The following is an 18,165-nucleotide window of genomic DNA, read 5'->3' as shown; positions in this document are numbered from 1 at the left end:
GCGCCGCCGAGGCCGTTCGCGACCGGGCGCTGGCCCGCTGCACGGAGCTGGAACGCCAGATCGAGGTGCTGATCGAACGCGGCGGCGACGGCGACCGGGCGGAACTGGCCGCCGCCCTGAACGCCGCCACCGAACGGCACGAGGCCGCGGGCCGCGCGGCCGTCCGGCACGACGACCTCACCGTCGAACTGGCTCGCCTCCGCACCGACGAGACCCGGCTGCAGGACGAACTGCGCGACCTCGAAAGCCGGTGCAGCGCAGTGCAGGAGCGCATGCTGGCCGCCGACCGGCGACTGGCCGAGCTGACCGAACGGCTGCGCGAGGCGGCCGGCGGCGACGGCACGGTGGAGCGCCGCCGCGCCCGCCTCGAGGCACTCGTCCGCGACGCCGCCGAGCTGCGCACCGCCCGGGCGGAGGCCGATACGGCCCGTGATCAGGTCGGCACGCAGGCGCGGCGGGTCGAACAGCTCGCGCGCGCCGCCGCATTGGCCACGGAGGTGGATGTCGTCGGCGATGCCGAGCCCGACTACGCCGTCCTCGCGGCATACGCGAAGGTAGTGGACGCCGCGACCCGCACCGCGCAGCGGCAGGCCGATATCGAGGCGGAGCTGGTGGCCGCCGACCGGGCCCGGGCACACGCGGAGGCGGTGCTGGCCGAACCGGAGATTCAGGCCGCGGCCGGTGCCGAGCCGGGCGATCTCGAGGCGCTGGAAACCCAGGTGGCGCAGGCGCGTACCCGACTGGACGCCGCGGTGGCGGCGCATGCCGAGGCGTCCCGCCGCGTGGCGCAGCTGGAGGAACTGGGCGGGCAGCTGTGGGCCGCGGTGGACCGCATCGCCCCGGCGCAGCAGGCCCACGACGAGCTGGCGGGTCTGGCCGAGGTGGTGGCCGGGCGCGGCGAGAACAATCGCCGGATGTCGCTGCGCTCCTACGTGCTGGCGGCCCGCCTGGAGGAGGTCGCGGTGGCCGGTTCCGTGCGGCTGGGCCGGATGTCCGGTGGCCGTTACGAATTCGTGCACTCCGATGTGGCCGGTCCCCGCGGTCGGCGCGGTGGGCTGGGGCTCGACATCCGCGACGACTACACCGGCGCCGTCCGCCCCGCGAAGACCCTGTCCGGCGGCGAAACCTTCATGGCCTCACTGGCTCTGGCACTGGGCCTGGCCGATGTGGTGGCCGCGGAATCCGGCGGCCTGGTGCTGGACACCCTGTTCATCGACGAGGGCTTCGGCAGCCTCGACGCCGACACCCTCGACGCCGTCATGGGGGTGCTCGACGAATTGCGTTCCGGCGGGCGGGTCGTCGGCATCGTCAGCCACGTCGACGAGATGCGCCAGCGCATCCCGAGCCGCCTGCACGTCCTCCGCGAACCCACCGGCTCCCGCCTGCAAACCATCGTCTGAGCCCCGCGGGAAGCGGTGTTATCGCGCCGGGGCGGCCTCGTGGTCGAGGAGCCAGCGTTTGACCGGGAGGCCCCAGCGGAAGCCGCCCAGCGTGCCGTCGGTGCGTAGTACGCGATGGCAGGGCACGAAGAGGGCGGCGGCATTGCGGGCGCAGGCGTTGGCGGCGGCACGCACCGCCTCCGGGCGGCCGGACAGGCCCGCGAAGGCCGTGTAGGTCACCGGGTCTCCGGCCGGAATCTTGCGCAGCACCTCCCAGGCGTGCACGAGGAACGGGCCCGAGACCTGCCGCACGGCGATGTCGTCGATCGCGAGAACGTCACCGGCGTGGTACTTCTCGACCGCCCGGGTGACCGCGCCGAGGGATTCGCGCCGCCGCAGCTCGGCCGGTCGCAGCCGCGGATGCACCAGCTCCCGGAGCCCGTCGGCGTCGGTGGTCCACCCGGCGGCGAGTACGGCGCCCTCGTGGTCCACGAGCGTCGTGAACGGGCCGATGGGGGTCGAGACAGTCGCGTAGTCGGCGGAACTCACTGCCGTACACCCACTTTCACAGCGCCGTTGGTGGAGATCGCGGGGACCGTGCGCTCGGTCAGCGCGCGCTTCCACAGATGCATGGACAGGTAGGACCGCCACGGCGCCCAGCGCGCGGTGTCGGTCAGGTCGATCCCGAACAGGGACGCTCCCTGCCGCACCACCAGATCGGTGTGCAGCAGGATGTCCGGATCGGCGAGCAGCCGCATGGCGACGTAGTCGGCGGTCCACGGCCCGACTCCGTCCAGCGCCAGCAGATCTCGCCGCACGTCGCCCGCCGTGCGTCCCGCGTGCAGCGACAGCTCGCCGGACGCGAGCGCGCGGGCGGCCGACAGGATGGAGGCGGTCCGCCGGGCCGGGCCGGTCAGTACCTCGGCGCCGCGGTCGGCGATGGCCTCCGCGGTCGGGAACAGCCGCGGCACCGGGCCGTTGACGTTCTCGCCGAGCGCATCGACCAGGCGCGCGGTGTGGGTGACGGCCGCCGATACCGAGATCTGCTGCCCGATCATGGTGCGCAGCAACAGCTCCGGCCCGTCCAGGCAGCCGGGCACCCGGATGCCGGGTGTGACCGCCGCGGGGCCGCCCCGGAAGCCGGCGTCGAGCGCCTCGTCGATGCCGATCGGGTCGGCGTCGAGGTCGAGCAGATGCCGGAGCCGCGCCACCGTCGGTGCCAGATCGCGCATGTCGTGCAGCGCCAGGCCCGCGCGCACGTGCCCCGTGTGGACGCTCAGCCGTACTGTCGCGTGCCCGTGCGGGGTGCGCAGGGCGCGGGTGTAGGTGCCGTCCTCCCAGAGCTCCAGCCCGGGCACCGCATGCGAGGACAGGAACCATTCCAGCCAGGACTTGTCGAGCGGCTCGCGATACGGCAGCCGCAGCGTGAGCATGCCGTTGGTGGCGGGCAGGGTGTCGCCGCGCAGCCGCCGCGCCTCCTCGCGCAGGGTGGTCGGGCTGACCGCGAACACCTCGCGCACGGTGTCGTTGAACTGCCGGATGCTGGCGAAACCGGCCGCGAACGCGATGTCGGACATCGGCATTCGCGTGGTCTGGATCAGCAGCCGGGCGGTGTGGGCGCGATGGGCGCGGGCCAGCGCCAGCGGCCCCGCGCCGAGTTCCGCGGTGAGCACCCTGGTCAGCTGGCGCTGCGAGTAGCCGAGCGACCCCGCCAGCGCCGGTACCCCGCCGCGTTCGATCACCCCGTCGGCGATCAACCGCATCGCGCGCGCGGCGAGGTCGGCGCGGGTGTTCCACAGCGGCGAGCCGGGCGCGGCATCGGGTAGACAGCGGCGGCAGGCCCGGAAGCCCGACTGCTGCGCGGCCGCGGCGGTGGGCAGGAACGTGACATTCGCGCGCTTCGGAGTGATAGCGGGACACGATGGGCGGCAGTAGATTCCGGTCGTCCGCACCGCGGTGAAGAACTGACCGTCGAAACGGGCATCGCGGGTCGCCACAGCACGGTAACAGCGCTCGAAGTCCAGACCGTTCGCACTCACGCTGTCCACCATGTCAGTCCGAGTCGATCCGCGCTAGCGGAAATCAGTCAGCTTCCCCCGAGTGCGTGCGTTGCAATGCGATGCCTGTTTGCTATCAAGAATGTTGCCAGCTGGAAGCTGTATTCCATTCCTTGGGCTCGGACCTGCTCAGCAGCATCGATTGGCCGGGTTGCGGGCGGCCTCGTCGTGCCGCTCGCGCCAGTAGTCCCGCTCCGAGGGGATCGGCCGGTCGGGATGGTTGCGGCGCAGATGCTCGACGTAGCGCGCATAGTCCTGCCCGCCCAGCACGGCGTTCATGTAGGAGACCACGGCGCGCGCGCCGCGCAGGACGGTCCGCACCGGACCGCCCCGCGCGACGGGCGCCGTCCCCGGCTGCGCCTCGCTGGCGCTCGGCTCCGCCGTGACCGTCGTCGCTGTGTCTATGGTGCCCTCGCTGCGCTCGGTCACTCTGTCGACATCGCGTGCGCGGCGCCGGGAACCCGGACCTTGCCCGCCTTCGCCAGTTCGTCCCATTCCCGCTGCACCTCCTTCTCGGGTTTCGAGGCGATGAAGCCCGAGGGCCCGAAGATCTTCGACGGCACCTCCGGCGATTCGGTGGTCGGGCCGCCGCCCTTGCGGAACGCCCGGATGCAGACGATCAGGCCCACGATCGCCACGATCAGCACCAGCACCGCGAAGATGATCGACAGCGTGCCCTGGATGAAGGTGTTGCGCACCACCTTGTCCATATCGGCCATGGTCTTCGCCGGTGCCAGGATCTTGCCCGCGTCCCGCGCATTGCTGTAGTTGGCGTGCTGCGTCCAGTATCCGATGTTCTTGTCGCCGGAGAAGATCTTCTGCCACGACGCCGTCATGGTGACGACGAGATCGAAGATCAGCGGCACCGCGGGAATCCAGGCCCACTTGAACAGGCCCTTCTTCACCACGATGACGAGCACGACGGTCAGCGCGACCGCGGCCAGCAGCTGGTTGGCGATGCCGAACAGCGGATACAGCGTGTAGATGCCGCCCAGCGGGTCGGTGACGCCCATCAGCAGCACCGATCCCCACGCGGCGACCACGATGAACGAGCAGATGAACACGCCCGGCCACCACGACGGATTCTTGAACTTGGCGGCCGGACCGCCGAAGTTGCCCAGGGTGTCCGACAGCATGAACCGGGCCACGCGGGTACCGGCGTCGATCGTGGTGAGGATGAACAGCGCCTCGAACATGATCGCGAAGTGGTACCAGAACGATTTGAGCGCGGTGCCGCCGATGAAGTTGTGCATCACTTCCGTCATGCCCATCGCCAGCGTCGGCGCGCCGCCGGTGCGCGAGACGACGTTCTCCTCGCCGACGTCCTTCGCGATCTGCGTCAGCTCGCCCCCGGTGATGGGCGGGCCGCTCAGCCCGAGGCTGTTGGTGTAGGTCGCGGCCTTGTCGGCGGTACCTCCGGTGACGCCCGCGCCCGCGTTCATGGCGAAGTACAGGTGCTGGTCGAGGATGCTGGCGGCGATCATCGCCATCACCGCGACGAACGACTCCATCAGCATGCCGCCGTAGCCGATCATGCGCGCCTGCGACTGCTTCTCCAGCAGCTTCGGCGTGGTGCCCGAGGACACCAGGGCGTGGAATCCCGACAGCGCGCCGCAGGCGATCGTGATGAACAGGAACGGGAACAGGCTGCCCGCGAACGACGGGCCGCTGCTGTTGGAGGCGAACTGCGACACCGCGGGCGCCTTCAGCACCGGCATGGTGACCACCACGCCCACCGCGAGCAGCACGATGGTGCCGACCTTCATGAACGTCGACAGATAGTCGCGCGGCGCCAGCAGCAGCCACACCGGCAGCACCGAGGCGATGAAGCCGTAGATGATCAGCATCCAGGCGATGGTGGTGCCCGACAGGGTGAACAGGTCGCGGCCCCAACCGGATTCGGAGACCCAGCGACCCGAGATGATGGCGAGCATCAGCAGCGCGAAGCCCATCAGCGAGATCTCGCCGACCTTGCCCGGGCGCACATAACGCAGGTACAGGCCCATCAGCACGGCGATCGGGATGGTCATCGAAATGGAGAACACGCCCCACGGGCTGCCGCCGTGCAGCTGCCCGTCCGCGCCCTTGGTGGCGGCCAGCGCGTTGACCACGACGATGCCCAGCACCGCCAACAGGATCACCATGATCACCAGTACGGCGGCCAGCGCGGCGATACCGCCGACCACGCCCAGCTCGTCGCGGGCCATCTGCCCGAGGCTGCGGCCGCGGCGCTTCGTCGACGCCCACAGCACCAGGTAGTCCTGCACGGCACCGGCCAGCACCACGCCGAACACGATCCACAGCGTGCCCGGCAGGTAGCCCATCTGCGCGGCGAGCACGGGCCCGACCAGCGGACCGGCTCCGGCGATGGCGGCGAAGTGGTGGCCGAACAGGACCCGCCGGTCCATCGGCATGTAGTCCTTGCCGTTCTCCATCTCCTCGGCGGGGGTGGCGACCCGGTCGTCCGGTTTGGTGATCTTCCATTCGATCACCCGCGCGTAGAGCTGATAGGCGAGGACATAGGTACAGACGGCGGCCAGCACGATCCACACCGCGTTGACGTTCTCGCCGCGCGCGATGCCGAGGACGGCCCAGGCGGCCGCGCCGAGAATGGCGATCGCGAGGAAGATGCCCTTCTTCGCGGGGCTGATCCGAGAACGATCCACGACTCCCACGGGAGGTAGGTCGGGGTCTGTTCGGAGGTATTCGATGGTCGCCATGCGAGCTACTCCCGTGCTGTTCACTGGGGTCATGCGGAAACGGACACAACGTAGCCGAACCGAGGCGTGCGTGAACGCGACTTAAGAAAGTCTGAACATATATTCCTCGGCAGGTGGTCGGCCTGTCGGGCGGGCTGCCGGAAGTCCGCTGTTCACGGGCCCGGCAGAGACGGTTCGGCGCGGCTGGGGTGGTGCCGGTCGCGGTGTCGTATCCGACTGTATGCTGCCACGCCGATCCCACATATTGCGGGTCATTTCTCGCCAGTTGGGATTGCCGTGGGCGAACCGCCCGCAGGCCTTCGACAGTCCGGGGTCGGGTGCGCGTGTCATCCGGGCGCGCGGCATGGATATCCGTATGCTCCGGTGCTGGTCAGCGATTGTTTGCGGAGCGTAGCGAGTCGGAGGGAGGTCCGTGGCACCGACGCGTCGCTCCGTGCTCCGGTCGGCATTGGCGCTGCCGCTGGCGGCGGGTGCCGCGGCGGCGTGCGGGACGGCCGACGACGACGCGGTGACCTTCTTCTTCCAGGCACGGCCCGAGGAGGCGCGGGCCCGGCTGCGCATCATCGACGAATTCCACCGGCGCCGGCCCGATATCCGGATCCGGACCATCATGTCGGGCCCGGATCCGCTGCAGCAGATGCTGACCTATTGCGCGGGCGGCAAATGCCCGGACGTGCTGATGTCCTGGGAGTTGCTGTACGCGGGTCTGGCCGAGCGCGGCGTACTGCTGGATCTCGACACGCTGCTGAACCGGGAGCCGGAGTATGCGCGGAACCTGCACGGCGACAGTCATCGGCCGCTGTACGACACATTCACCTACGGCGGCGGGCAGTACGCGCTGCCCGAGCAGTGGTCCGGGGTGTTCCTCTATTACAACCGGAAACTGTTCGAGCAGGCCGGGATTCGCCCGCCGGGGACCTGGCGCGACGCCTGGTCCTACGCCGAATTTCTCGCTGCCGCACAGGAACTGACCCGCCGTGACGGGCGTGCGCGGCAGTGGGGTTTCGTGGACGGCTGGGTGCCCTATTATTCGGCGGCCTGTTTCGGGATGAACAACGGCGCCGAATGGTTCACCCCGCCGATGGCGCCGGCACGGACGAATATCGGTGATCCGCGGTTCGCGGACGGTGTGCAGTTCTACGCCGATCTCGCGCTGCGGCATCGGGTAGCGCCGGATATCGCTGACCGGCAATCGGTTTCGGCCTACGATCTGTTCGCCGGGGGCCGGGCGGCCATGCTGCTGGGCGGGCACTGGCTGTACTCGGAGTTCGCCGAGGAGGACGAACTCGATTTCGATGTCACCGTGCTGCCGGTCGGCCCGCACGGTGGCCCGGGCGCGATCACCGACGTCGGCTGCACCGGGCTCGGCATCGCGGCCGCCAGCCCGCGCCGCGAACAGGCCTGGGAATTCGTGAAGTTCGCGACCGGGCCGGTGGGGCAGGAGATCATCGCCGAATCCGGACTGTTCGTGCCGGTCCTGCATTCGGCCCTGCGCTCACCCGGTTTCGCCGCGGCCCATCGCGATATCCGCAACCTCGACGTGTTCATCGACGGGCCCGAGCATTCCCGTCAGTTCGCGATCACTCCCGCCTGGAGCAAGGTCGAGTCCCTGCTGTCCCGCAGCTGCAATCGGGTGCTGCGCGGAGCGGATACCGCCGACTCGCTGGCGGGGACGGCCGCCGACATCGATGCATTGCTGCGGGCGCGGACATGAACGGGAGCGATCGGGGAGGTGCCGCCACCGGCACCATCCGTCGGCCCGCCGGCGCGGCGGAGCTGACGCCCGGGTCATGGCGGGCCGCCGCGTCCTCCGGCCCCGCGACTGCCCGAAAGCGGCGGCGGTCAGGGCTGGAGCGCCGCCGGATGCGGGCCGGAATAGGCTTCATCGCACCGAATCTCGCTGCTGTCGTGGTTTTTCTGCTGTTCCCCCTGGGCTTCTCGCTGTATCTCAGCTTTCATTCGTGGGATCTGTTCGGGCCGATGCGGTTTGCGGGATTGGGCAACTACCGGCAGCTGCTCGACGATCCGCTCTTCTATATCGCTCTGCGCAATACGGCCGTGTTCACGGTGCTGGCGCTGGTGCCGACGGTGGTGATCAGCCTCGCCGTGGCCGCCGCGTTGAATCGGAAGCTGCGGGGGATAGGGCTGTTTCGCACCCTGGCCTTCCTGCCGCTGGTCGCCTCGACCGTCGCGATGGCCGTGGTCTGGCGATTCCTCTTCACCACCGACGACGGGCTGGTGAACCTGATGCTCGGCTGGGCCGGGGTGCCGCCGATTCCGTGGCTGAGCGATCCGAACTGGGCGCTGCTCGCGCTGAGCGTCGTCACGGTGTGGAAGAGCGTGCCGTTCGCCGCGGTCATCCTGCTCGCCGCCATGCAGGGCGTCCCCGAAAACCTCTACGAGGCAGCGAAGATCGACGGGGCGGGGCCGTGGCGGCGGTTCCGGTCGATCACCGTGCCGCTCATCCGGGGCGCGCTGTCGTTCGTCTTCGTCATCACGATCATCAACTCGGTGCAGGCATTCGATCAGGCCTACGCGCTCACCGACGGCAACGGCGGCCCGGAGACCGGTACCTACGTGTTGGGAATCATGCTGTTCCAGAACGCCTTCCGGTTCTACGAGATCGGCTACGCCGCGGCGCTGGCCTGGGTGCTGTTCGCGCTGCTGCTGGTGCTCACCCTGATCCAGCTGTGGCTGTCGCGCCGGGATCCGGAGGAGGCGTGAGTGCGCACGGGCAGCGGAGGATCCTGCGGCGAACGGTGCGCGGGGTACTGATCTACGCGGCGCTGATCGCGATCGCCTGGTGTGCGGTGGGCCCGATCCTGTGGGCACTCGGGGCCTCGCTGAAGGCCGAGGGGACGGTGAGCGATCCGAACCCGATTCCGTCCGACCCGCACTGGTCGAACTACGGCGAGGTGTTCGGCCTGCTGCCGCTCGGGCGGATGCTGCTGAACACCGCCGTCTACGCCGGGTGCATCACCGCCGGGCAGGTGTTCTTCTGCTCGCTGGCCGGATACGCGTTCGCGCGCTTGCGTTTTCCCGGCCGCGAGGTGCTGTTCCTCGCCTATCTGACGACGCTGATGGTGCCGCTGACGGTGACGGTGATCCCGCAGTTCATCCTCATGCGCACCTTCGGCTGGGTGGACACCCCGTGGGCGATGATCGTCCCCGGCCTGTTCGGCTCCGCCTTCGGCACCTACCTGATGCGGCAGTTCTTCCGCACCCTCCCCGCGGAGTTGGAGGAGGCGGCCATCCTCGACGGGTGCAGCACCTGGCAGGTCTACTGGCGGGTGCTGCTTCCGCACGCCCGGCCCGCCGTCATGGTGCTGGCCGTACTCACCTGGATCACCGTCTGGAACGACTTCCTGTGGCCGCTGGTGATGATCCAGCGCAACGAGATCGCCACCGTCACACTGGGTCTGGTCCGGCTGCAGGGGCAGTACCACACCCAGTGGCCGCTGCTCATGGCCGCCGCCGTCACCGTGCTGACCCCGCTGCTGATCGTCTACGCCTTCGCGCAGAAGTCGTTCGTGCGCGGGGTCGCGCAATCGGGGCTGGGCGGTCGGTGAACGCTCAATCCTGCTGCTGCCGTGGCGGATCCCAGGGCCCGACGGCCTCCGTGTACCGGCGGCCCAGGGTCCGGATGTGCTCGACGAGCTCGGGTGGATCCTCGACCCGGAAGTCCATCATCAGCATGCTCAGATAGATGGCGATCGTCTCCAACGCGTCCGCGCCGGTGAACAGGTGACACGACCGGTCGTCGACGGGTTCGACCACGCCGACGGTGGGATTGATCCGCGCGATGACGACGTCGGCGGGGGCGAGCACGGTCACCCGTGCGTGCACTTTCCAACCGGCCGTGGCGATTTCGCGCAGGACGAAGGAGACCAGGTTGTCGTCGGGCAGCGCCCGGGCGGCGAACTGGTGGCCGGTCGGCTCGATCTCTCGCAGGCCCGCGACCGGAAGCGCCCGCCAGGAATGGGTTTCGAGGCCGTAGGCGACCAGGTACCAGCGCCGCTGCCAGTTGACGAGACGATAGGGCTCGACTCGGCCGGCGTCGGTGCGCAGTACCCGGCCGCCGCGAATACCTCCGGCGATGGTCGCGAGCGTCTGCGCCGGCACCGGTGCGTCCGGTTCGCGCGATCCGGTGACCGCCGGGCCGATCTCGGTGCTGCTGCGCAGCGCGGTCACCTTCTGCTGCAGGCGTTTCGGCAGGATGCGTTCGAGCTTGGCGAGGGCCCGGCGCACGCTCTCGTCGATATCGGCGATACCCGTCGAGCCGTCCTCCGCCAGCCCGACCGCGACGGCGACGGCGACCGCCTCGTCGTCGTCGAGCAACAGCGGCGGCATCGTCGCGCCCTGCCCCAGCCGGTAACCACCGATCGACCCGCGCGCGGCGTGCACCGGATAGCCGAGTTCGCGCAGGCGCGCGATGTCCTGGCGCAGCGTGCGATCGGTGACGCCGAGCCGCTCGGCCAGCTCGCGGCCGGTGTGCGTGCGGCTCTGCAGCAGCGACAGCAAACGCAATGTGCGCGTTGTGGTGGAGGTCACAGTCGGCTCTTTCCGATCCGAGTCGTAATTAGGAAGAAAAGCAGCCTAATACGCCCATAGTCTGAGTTCAACGCCATCGAGAACGATTGAAAGGCACGAACGATGAACACCTCCCCGCAGACCTCCTCCGCCCCGGCCACCGCACTCGCCCCGGTCTGGCGGGACGTGCTCGCGGCCTCGCACCGGGCGCTGACCGATGTGGTCGCCGGGATCGGCGCGGGCCAGTGGGAGCTGCCCACGCCGTGCGCGGACTGGACCGTGACGCAGGTGATCCAGCACGCCGCCGGCGACCAGCGCGCCTACGCGAAATTCCTCGGCATCGGCACCGGCCCGGATTACGATCCGTTCGCTCCTTCCGGCGCCCTCGACGGCACCGCCGCCGAATTGGTCTCCGTCGCAATCGAAGAGACCGCCGCGGCGTGGGCGACCGTCGCCGACGACACCGAGATCGTGCCCACCCCACTGCCGCACGGCGAACTGCCCACCCCGGTCGCCGCCGTCATGTGCGCCCTCGACGCCGCCGTCCACGCCTGGGACATCGCGATGGCCACCGGGCAGCCGTCGCCGCTCGATGACGAGATGGCGGGCCACTTGCTCACGGCCGCAACGGGTTTGATCGAACCTCTGCGCCAGTGGGGTGCCTACGCCGCGGTCGTCGCCCCGGAATCCGGCGACACCGCCCTCGATCGGCTGCTGCGCTATCTGGGCCGGGCGCCGCGCGGGTAGGGCCGCGAGGCTCTGCGGGCGGACATCCTTCCGCCCGCAAAGGTGGTTCTCGGGCGAGAGCTCAGACCTCCAGGTGTTCTTCGATGCCCTTGAGCCGATGCCTGGCCATCGCGAGGTTGGCACGGGCCCTGTCGAGCGCGATGTAGAGGAACAGCCCCTTGGCCTTGCGGCCGGTCATCGGTCGGATGATGTGGTACTGGCTGGACAGCGAGATGAGGATGTCCTCGATCTCCTCGTTCAGCTCGAGCTGGTCGATGGTGCGCATCTTGGCGCGCACCACCTCGGTATTGCCGGCGGCCGCGACCTGCAGATCCAGGGCCTTGGAGCTGCCGAGCATGCCGAGTGCCATACCGCTGTTGAAGTCGACGATCGCGGCGCCGACCGCGCCGTCGATCGTCATCATGTCCTTCAGCGCAAGATCCATGGTGGACATGTTCGTTCCCTTTCAATCGGTGTTCGGTGCCTCGTTATTTCTGAGGTCTTTCGTTGCTGCCGCCAGATGGTCGGCGATGGCGCCCGCGACAGGTCGTGACTCCAGATGGAGTCGCCCCACGTTCACCTCCGGGCCCGCCAGTACCGTCAGGGCGGTCCAGCTGGCGGCGTAGACCACCACATATCCGGCCGTCCCGTGCACCACGACCTCGCGGAATCCGCCGCCGTGCGCGGTGGTGCCCATGCGGTAGGACAGCGCCAGCAGCGAGGCGGCCAGCGCGGCCATTCCGGTGGGCTCGATATTCGGGGGCAGGGCGTGCGCGATGAGCAGCCCGTCGCCGGATGCCACCAGCGTTCCGGTGAGCTGCGGGATGCGGTCGCGCAGACCGCGCAGTTCGGTCAGCACCGCCGGGTTCGGTTCGTATCCGAACGTCCCCGCTCCGGTCATCCCCATTCCTGGTCACCCTTCCCATCGGAGTGCCGAGCGGTCTTCCCGCACGGTCACGCGAGTTCCTCCAAAGCCGTTCGCAGCCGGAGGAGTACGTCCCGGTCGACCGGCTCCCAGCGGTCCCCGGCGGCGACCGGTGCGGTCGACGGCACCCGGCGCCGAAGTGGTGGCCCGGGTCCCGGCGTCGCGGGCCCCGGCGTCGCGGGGTCGTCCCGCACCGCCTGCCCGTTCACCGGCCCGGGGACGATGACCGGCGGTTCGATCAGCCCGGATGCGGTCAGCTCGCGCACCGCGGTCAGGCAGCCGTAGGTGGTGCGGCCGAGGTCGTGGGCGATTCCGGTGATGTGCCGGCGGGTGTCCGCGGCGGACAGCACCTCGGTCTGGCCCGCCGTGAGCACCACCCGCCGCCGGCGGACGTGGCGCACCGGAACGATGGGGTGGCGATCCACCCATGCGGCCGGCCACGGCCCGGCACTCGGGTCACCGCGCCGCTCGACCTCGTGGACGAGCGCACCCGGCGTGATGCGGCAGACCGGGGCGAGCCAGTGCGGCGGAGTGGGCCGGAATTTGGCGACCGTGGGCAGTGCCAGCAGGAAGTACGTGGCGTCGAACACCGCCAGCAGTGCCAGCACCGTCAGCCGGGGATGGTTCAGAAGCGTTGTGGGATCGCCGGATTCGGCTCTGCGCCAGTCCTCGGCGGACGCTACATCGGTTTCCACGACGAGCCGTTCCAACCCGGTGGTGCGATCGCAGGCGGCGGCCGTCACCGCACCGTCGGAGAGGTGGAACGCGCCGTCGCCGACCCGCAGCACGCCGGTTCGCTTCTCCCGCTCCAGCTGCCGGAGCACGTCCGCGAGTTCAACACTCATGACCGTCGCCCACCAACTCGGCCAGGATGTCCCGGAGCCGGAATCGGGCCATCGCCAGATTCCCGGTGTCACCGTCGAACAGGACGTGGACGAACAGCCTGCCCTCGAAGTCGCCGCTCACCAGGTTCAGCAGGTGATATCCGCGGGGGCCGCAGACGACGATCTCGGTGATGTCGTCGCCGTCGCCGCCGGTCGCCAGCGCCGGGCAGCCGAGCACCGCGCGGACCACGTCGGTGGTGGCCGCGGCGCGCTCGTGCACGTCCAGCAGATGGTGCCGACCGGCCGCCGCGACGGCCAATCCGCTCGCGCCGTCCACCAGCGCCACACTTCGCGCACCGGGAATATCGATGATTCGCTCCAGGTAGCCCTCAATACCGATCACCGCGCCACCGTTTACTCGTTCTGGTTTGGAATCCAGACGCTACACAGCGCGGTCGAATGTTGTACAGCAAAACGTTAGATAATTGTCAGCTATCTTTTATTGTTCGGAGTATAGAAAGCAATCGGTTGGTTTCTCTGCCTGGGTTGCGCGGCCGGCGGACGGTTGTGCGATTGCGGGTGAGATGGAACTCGACCGAACGGTTCGGAATTGCCGAGGGTGTCCGGTTAATCCGTCTTGACCTGTAGCAGTGCTGGTGGGGAAGGCCGGTTGGCGGACTGCGGGCCTCCTATCAGGGCCTGCGCGAATCGAGCGGGGGACGTGCGAGCGACCGTCGCGGGAATTTTGCGGATCAGGTTGCTCTAAAAGTTTCGTCCTGACAGGATGTCCTCAGTCGGCGATCGGGTTCGATGATCGTCGCGGTCGGGGTGAAATCGATCGCCTAACAACTATTTCAGGGAACATCTCGTGCCACCGTCCTGTGGGCCGAATCGGCTATTACTCAACCTCCGGTTGCTGTCCGGCAAATTACCGATCCGGTGACCGGAGGTTAAATCTTCGGGTGTATCCCTGTCGGAGACAACTCCGGCAGGGAGAGTTTTCGCTGCGATCCAATACCCGTTGTTCCGGGATCATTCTGCACACCGTCAGTGAGTATCCGATGTTCCGTCTACTTCTCCATCCGCGGAGTTCGAACCATGACGACCGGTCCTTCCGCTGGCTCGGCGCGGCTGCCGGCGCTCGGCCGACAAGCGGCTCAGCAAGTGGCGCGGGAGCTGACGAAGGCGACCGCGGTCGGGCGAACGGGAGATCTGCACGTCTCCGGCGACCCGGGCGGCCGGCTGCGGGTCGTGCACGGGCGAGTTCTCACGGTCAGCACCGTGGGGGCGCCCGGCCTGGCCGAATTGCTGGCACGTCCCGGACGAAAGGTGCCCGGAGCGGCGGAGCGGCGGGCGCTGGAGGTGATGGCGGCGCTGGACGCGGCGTTCGCCATCGCCTCCGGCTGGATCGACGGCTGCTTCTGGACGACCGAGATCGACTTGGATTCGACGAATCTCGACCGTGCCGCCCCGGCGCCGCAGCTCTGCGGCGTGGAGGCGGACCGGCTGACCGCGGAAACCGAGCGCAGGCTGCGCGCACTGGCCAACAGCAGGGTGTCGCCGCACCGGAACCGCTTGGCGCGCACGGAACGTGGCGAATCTCTGCTGCGGGACTGCACGGCCGGGCAGCGGCGGGAGATCCTGCTCCAGGTGGACGGGCGGCACCGCTGCCGCGACATCGCGTTCGCCCTGGGGCGGGGCCTGTATCCCGTCACCGTCGAGGTCTCCCGATTGCTGGCCGAGCGGGCGCTGGTGGTGCCGCCCGGCTCGAACGGCCTCGCCGCCGCGCTCGTGCCGAGCTCCCTGCCCAGGTCGGCGCTACCGCGCCGGCATCGCGGCGCCAGCGGCATCAACGAGCTGTATCCGCCCCGCGGCCGATGAGTTCCCTTGGCGCGCAGTGAATGTCAACCACAAGACCGCCGGATCGGCGGACGGCAGAAAGGATGCGATGAACGCACCGAGTAATAAGGGTCCCGGCAATATGACGGATCGGATCGGCTTGCTGGTCAAGATGTTGCGGGGCGAGGTACCGGAATGTGTAGCGTCCGGAGCCATCGATATGTCCACCGGCATGCTGCTGGCGGTGCAGACCGTGGACAACCATCCCGCCGAGGTCCTGGACCTGCTCGCGGCGGCGACCCTGGAGCTGTTCCAGGGGCGCAATGTCGTGATGATCGAGGAGATCTGGAAGGAGCGCCGGGGCGTCCGCAGCGACGCGCACTACTTCCAGGAGATCCTGGTCAACAGCGAGAACCTGACCCATCTGTTCCTGCGCACCGAGGGTCGCGACGATGTCGTGGTGGTGGTCGTCTGCCGCAAGTCGGTGAACGTCGGAATGCTGATGGCCCAGGCCAGACGAGTCGTGCGGGATATCGGACGACTGTGAGGAGTCGAGCGCGAGTGCGGGCTGCCCCCGGGGCCGCTCGCACTTGCGTCGGCACGACCATGACGGAGAAGTGCACACATGGGGCGCCCGCGAGCGATCGGGTATCTGCGCCGCGACGTATCTCGTATCAGGCAGCGGTGGGACGAAGAGCAGATCCGCAGTCTCGCAGCATTATTCGGGTACGACCTCGCGAAAATCGTGGTGTTCGGCCCGTATACGGATGACAGCGTGCACCGCCTGTGCAAGGTGGTGGTCGGATCGGCCGCCGCCGCGGTATTCACCCCGAGCACAGGACATTTCGATGGTGGCGTGGTGCCCGAGGAGCTGATCCGCGTGGCCGACGTGGTGACCGTCGAGGACCACGACATCTATGTGCGTGCGGGTGTGGAACACCGGAATGCGTAGCCGCGCAGGCCGGATCGCTCAGCCGGCGCCGTCGGTCCGGTCGGCGACGATGGATTTGGTGATCTGACTCGTGCCGATAACGGTGGATCCGGGTGCGTCCAGCGTCGCCGTCGCGGTTACGAAGGCCAGGGTGCGGCCCCGTTTCGACAACGCACTGCACACATGCACCCAGGCGTCGCGCGGGGCCGCCCGGATCACCTGCGTGGCGATGGCGTGCGTGACGGCGTGCTCGCCCGGGCCCAGTGTCGGTGCCACCGCGAGATATCCGGCGAGTTCGGCGATCGCGTTGAGCGCCCCGGCGTGCAGGGTGCCCGCCGGAGTCGCCGCCAGGCCGCGCACCGGGAACCGCACCCCGGCGGCGGGATCGGCGGTATCGATCAATTCGGCGCCCAGCGCCCGCTGCAACTCGACCCGGAGCGCGGCATCGACACGCGCGCGGTAGTCGGCTTCGGTTTCCGTCGGCACGGCACGCAGCCTAATTCGCTCACCTGGTCGTCCCGTGAACGTTTCGGTACGGGAGTACGAACACCGGCGTGACCTCGGTCGGGTCCCGGCAACTCGGGCGAATCGGCGATTGCGGCTATGTTGTCCGCTACGGACGCGATCCCCGGGTCGCCGTTCGCAAGCAATACCGGGTTAGTGCGGGGAGTGGAAAATGCTTCGTAGCGGTGAGATCTTCGCCGACTATGTGATCGAGCGCGAGCTCGGGCGCGGTGGAATGGGTTCGGTGTTCCTGGCGAAGCACCCTCGGCTGCCCCGCCGGACGGCGCTGAAAGTGCTGAATCGCGAGCTGTTCTCGGATGCCGAGAGCCGGGCCCGATTCGATCGGGAGGCCGATCTCTTCGCGCGCCTGGACCATCCGAATATCGTGGCGATCTACGACCGCGGCGCGGTGGGTGCGCAGCTGTGGATCTCCATGCAGTACGTGGAGGGTCGTGACGCGGCCTCGGTTCCCGGACAGGAGATGCCACCGGAGCGGGCGGTGCGGATCGTCGCCGAGGTGGCCGAGGCGCTGGATCACGCGCACGGCCGGGGCGTGCTGCACCGTGACGTCAAGCCGGCGAACATCCTGCTGGAACAGTCGGCGAACGGGCGCCCCGAGCGAGTCCTGCTGACCGACTTCGGGATCGCGCGTCTGCGCGATGACGCCGGGCACCTGACCCGCACCGGAACCTTCACCGCGACCCTCGCGTACGCATCGCCGGAGCAGTTGTCCGGGGAGCCGCTCGATCCCCGGGCGGACCAGTATTCCCTGGCCTGCACCCTGTTTCGGCTGCTCACCGGTTCGGGTCCGTTCGAGGCGGACCATCCCGCGGTGGTGATGCAGGGGCACCTGTACGACACGCCGCCCAGCCTGAGCGCGATACGGCCCGATCTGCCGCCGGCGGTGGATCGGGTGCTGGCCCGGGCGATGGCCAAGCGACCGCAGGACCGGTTCGGCACCTGCGCGGACTTCGCGGCCGCGGCGCGGCGGGCACTGGTCGAGCGCCGCGAGCCGGAGACGACGGTGACGGCGCCGCTGAACACGCCCGGCGGCACGACTCGGCATCCGTTCGCGGGCGATCCCACCGTCGGCGCGCGGCCCCAGGCTGCCGCCGCATCCGCACCGCCCGCTGCACCGGCGCGCTCGCGGCGGCGGCTCTTCGCCGGAATCGGTGCTGCCGCAGTGGTTGTCGTCCTCGCGGTCGCGGGATTCCTCTACGTCAACGACGTCTTCGGCAAGGGTGAGCAGACGTCGGCCGGTGATCACGAGGCGATCTGGCGGGCGTTCCCGAAGATGGTCCCCGTCGACACCAAGCGCAAGGAGGGTTTCAGCGCGGCGCGGTGTGAGAGTTTCGAGCCCGCGGCGCGGCCGCCGGATGATGACGACGGCCTGAACTTCGGCAAGTGGACCGCCCAGTGGGAGTGTGAGAGCGGCGGCGACTACAAGGACCCGGCGTTCCGGTTCTACGCCTACAAATCGTCGGCCGACGTGCGCGCGGTCGTCGCGCTGCTGGACTCGGGCAAGCGTTTCGTCGAGAGCAACCACGGCCGCTCCTACACCAACTACCGCGTCAAATCGTACTGGGGCGAGGCGATCGTCACGGTCTTCCTGGACACCGACGACCGCGCCGCCTTCCTGATGTATTCCCGCCCGAAGTCGTCGACCGAACGCCAGGACGTCGTCGCCTGGTGGAAGACGACAACCCTGGACTGAACGGTGGCCACGTCGG

The 18,165-nt window shown here is 69.0% G+C and carries 19 protein-coding genes; 9 read left to right on the top strand and 10 right to left on the bottom strand.

The window, feature by feature from the left end:
• Nucleotides 1-1,400: SbcC/MukB-like Walker B domain-containing protein (locus NM1_RS02480; protein ID WP_303756715.1), on the top strand; the 1,400-nt coding region annotated here is incomplete at its 5' end.
• Between the two features lie 18 nt (nt 1,401-1,418).
• On the opposite strand, the gene NM1_RS02475 is transcribed toward NM1_RS02480, so the two are convergent.
• From NM1_RS02475 to NM1_RS02460, 4 genes are all read right to left on the bottom strand, one after another.
• Nucleotides 1,419-1,928 carry a methylated-DNA--[protein]-cysteine S-methyltransferase gene (locus NM1_RS02475; RefSeq protein WP_068013343.1) on the bottom strand — a complete coding sequence of 170 codons (510 nt, stop codon included), beginning with the start codon at nt 1,926-1,928 and terminating at the stop codon, nt 1,419-1,421.
• Nucleotides 1,925-3,430 carry an AlkA N-terminal domain-containing protein gene (locus tag NM1_RS02470; RefSeq protein WP_068013340.1) on the bottom strand — a complete coding sequence of 502 codons (1,506 nt, stop codon included), beginning with the start codon at nt 3,428-3,430 and terminating at the stop codon, nt 1,925-1,927. Before NM1_RS02470 ends, NM1_RS02475 begins: the two co-directional genes overlap by 4 nt.
• Nucleotides 3,431-3,565: 135 nt before the next feature.
• Complete coding sequence (locus tag NM1_RS44485) at nt 3,566-3,865, bottom strand: YbdD/YjiX family protein (RefSeq protein ID WP_068013338.1); 300 nt, start codon at nt 3,863-3,865, stop codon at nt 3,566-3,568.
• Nucleotides 3,862-6,156 (bottom strand): carbon starvation CstA family protein, encoded by a 2,295-nt coding sequence (locus tag NM1_RS02460; protein WP_068013335.1) that lies wholly within the window; start codon nt 6,154-6,156, stop codon nt 3,862-3,864. Before NM1_RS02460 ends, NM1_RS44485 begins: the two co-directional genes overlap by 4 nt.
• Before the next feature lie 412 nt (nt 6,157-6,568).
• Here NM1_RS02460 and NM1_RS02455 point away from each other — a divergent pair, with 412 nt between their 5' ends.
• The 3 genes from NM1_RS02455 (at nt 6,569) to NM1_RS02445 (ending at nt 9,725) form a co-directional block, all read left to right on the top strand.
• The gene (locus NM1_RS02455; RefSeq protein ID WP_068013332.1) at nt 6,569-7,870 is read left to right on the top strand and encodes an ABC transporter substrate-binding protein; all 1,302 of its coding nucleotides are present in this window, start codon (nt 6,569-6,571) and stop codon (nt 7,868-7,870) included.
• 134 nt (nt 7,871-8,004) lie between these two features.
• Nucleotides 8,005-8,880 carry a carbohydrate ABC transporter permease gene (locus NM1_RS02450; protein ID WP_373864014.1) on the top strand — a complete coding sequence of 292 codons (876 nt, stop codon included), beginning with the start codon at nt 8,005-8,007 and terminating at the stop codon, nt 8,878-8,880.
• Nucleotides 8,877-9,725: a carbohydrate ABC transporter permease gene (locus NM1_RS02445; RefSeq protein ID WP_068013329.1), complete on the top strand. Its 849-nt coding sequence runs from the start codon at nt 8,877-8,879 to the stop codon at nt 9,723-9,725. Before NM1_RS02450 ends, NM1_RS02445 begins: the two co-directional genes overlap by 4 nt.
• 4 nt (nt 9,726-9,729) lie before the next feature.
• On the opposite strand, the gene NM1_RS02440 is transcribed toward NM1_RS02445, so the two are convergent.
• Entirely contained in the window at nt 9,730-10,707 is a 978-nt protein-coding gene (locus NM1_RS02440; protein ID WP_068013327.1) for a helix-turn-helix transcriptional regulator, read from the bottom strand.
• A 102-nt stretch (nt 10,708-10,809) separates the two neighbouring features.
• On the opposite strand from NM1_RS02440, the gene NM1_RS02435 reads away from it, so the two are divergent.
• Nucleotides 10,810-11,433: a TIGR03086 family metal-binding protein gene (locus tag NM1_RS02435; RefSeq protein WP_068013325.1), complete on the top strand. Its 624-nt coding sequence runs from the start codon at nt 10,810-10,812 to the stop codon at nt 11,431-11,433.
• 61 nt (nt 11,434-11,494) lie between these two features.
• Here NM1_RS02435 and NM1_RS02430 read toward each other — a convergent pair whose 3' ends face one another.
• Genes NM1_RS02430 through NM1_RS02415 form a run of 4 tightly spaced genes read right to left on the bottom strand, consistent with a single transcriptional unit; the run spans nt 11,495 to nt 13,564 of the window.
• Entirely contained in the window at nt 11,495-11,866 is a 372-nt protein-coding gene (locus NM1_RS02430) for a hypothetical protein (RefSeq protein ID WP_068013322.1), read from the bottom strand.
• A 12-nt stretch (nt 11,867-11,878) separates the two neighbouring features.
• Entirely contained in the window at nt 11,879-12,319 is a 441-nt protein-coding gene (locus NM1_RS02425; protein ID WP_068013320.1) for a roadblock/LC7 domain-containing protein, read from the bottom strand.
• 47 nt (nt 12,320-12,366) lie between these two features.
• Nucleotides 12,367-13,182 (bottom strand): DUF4388 domain-containing protein, encoded by an 816-nt coding sequence (locus tag NM1_RS02420; RefSeq protein ID WP_068013317.1) that lies wholly within the window; start codon nt 13,180-13,182, stop codon nt 12,367-12,369.
• On the bottom strand, nt 13,172-13,564 hold the full coding sequence (locus tag NM1_RS02415; protein WP_068013315.1) for a hypothetical protein: 393 nt from the start codon (nt 13,562-13,564) through the stop codon (nt 13,172-13,174). Before NM1_RS02415 ends, NM1_RS02420 begins: the two co-directional genes overlap by 11 nt.
• A gap of 695 nt (nt 13,565-14,259) precedes the next feature.
• Between NM1_RS02415 and NM1_RS41825 the strand changes: the two genes are divergently transcribed.
• The 3 genes from NM1_RS41825 to NM1_RS02400 all read left to right on the top strand — a co-directional run bounded on the left by NM1_RS41825 (nt 14,260) and on the right by NM1_RS02400 (nt 15,952).
• A complete protein-coding gene (locus NM1_RS41825; protein WP_147288914.1) occupies nt 14,260-15,042 on the top strand; it encodes a hypothetical protein in 783 nt (260 codons plus the stop codon).
• 67 nt (nt 15,043-15,109) lie between these two features.
• A complete protein-coding gene (locus NM1_RS02405) occupies nt 15,110-15,547 on the top strand; it encodes a hypothetical protein (RefSeq protein ID WP_068013392.1) in 438 nt (145 codons plus the stop codon).
• Nucleotides 15,548-15,625: 78 nt separating this feature from the next.
• Complete coding sequence (locus NM1_RS02400) at nt 15,626-15,952, top strand: hypothetical protein (protein ID WP_068013311.1); 327 nt, start codon at nt 15,626-15,628, stop codon at nt 15,950-15,952.
• Nucleotides 15,953-15,970: 18 nt separating this feature from the next.
• Here the strand turns inward: NM1_RS02400 and NM1_RS02395 are convergent, their stop codons facing one another.
• Nucleotides 15,971-16,417, bottom strand: a complete 447-nt coding sequence (locus NM1_RS02395; RefSeq protein WP_068013309.1) for a PaaI family thioesterase — start codon at nt 16,415-16,417, stop codon at nt 15,971-15,973.
• Nucleotides 16,418-16,607: 190 nt separating this feature from the next.
• Here NM1_RS02395 and NM1_RS02390 point away from each other — a divergent pair, with 190 nt between their 5' ends.
• The gene (locus NM1_RS02390; RefSeq protein WP_068013307.1) at nt 16,608-18,149 is read left to right on the top strand and encodes a serine/threonine-protein kinase; all 1,542 of its coding nucleotides are present in this window, start codon (nt 16,608-16,610) and stop codon (nt 18,147-18,149) included.
• Nucleotides 18,150-18,165: the final 16 nt, after the last annotated feature.

Origin of the sequence: Nocardia mexicana NBRC 108244 (genome assembly GCF_001613165.1) — a bacterium.
Lineage (GTDB): Bacteria > Actinomycetota > Actinomycetes > Mycobacteriales > Mycobacteriaceae > Nocardia > Nocardia mexicana.
The sequence above is the reverse complement of the archived record's forward strand: the minus strand, read 5'-3'. Positions and strand labels throughout refer to the sequence as shown.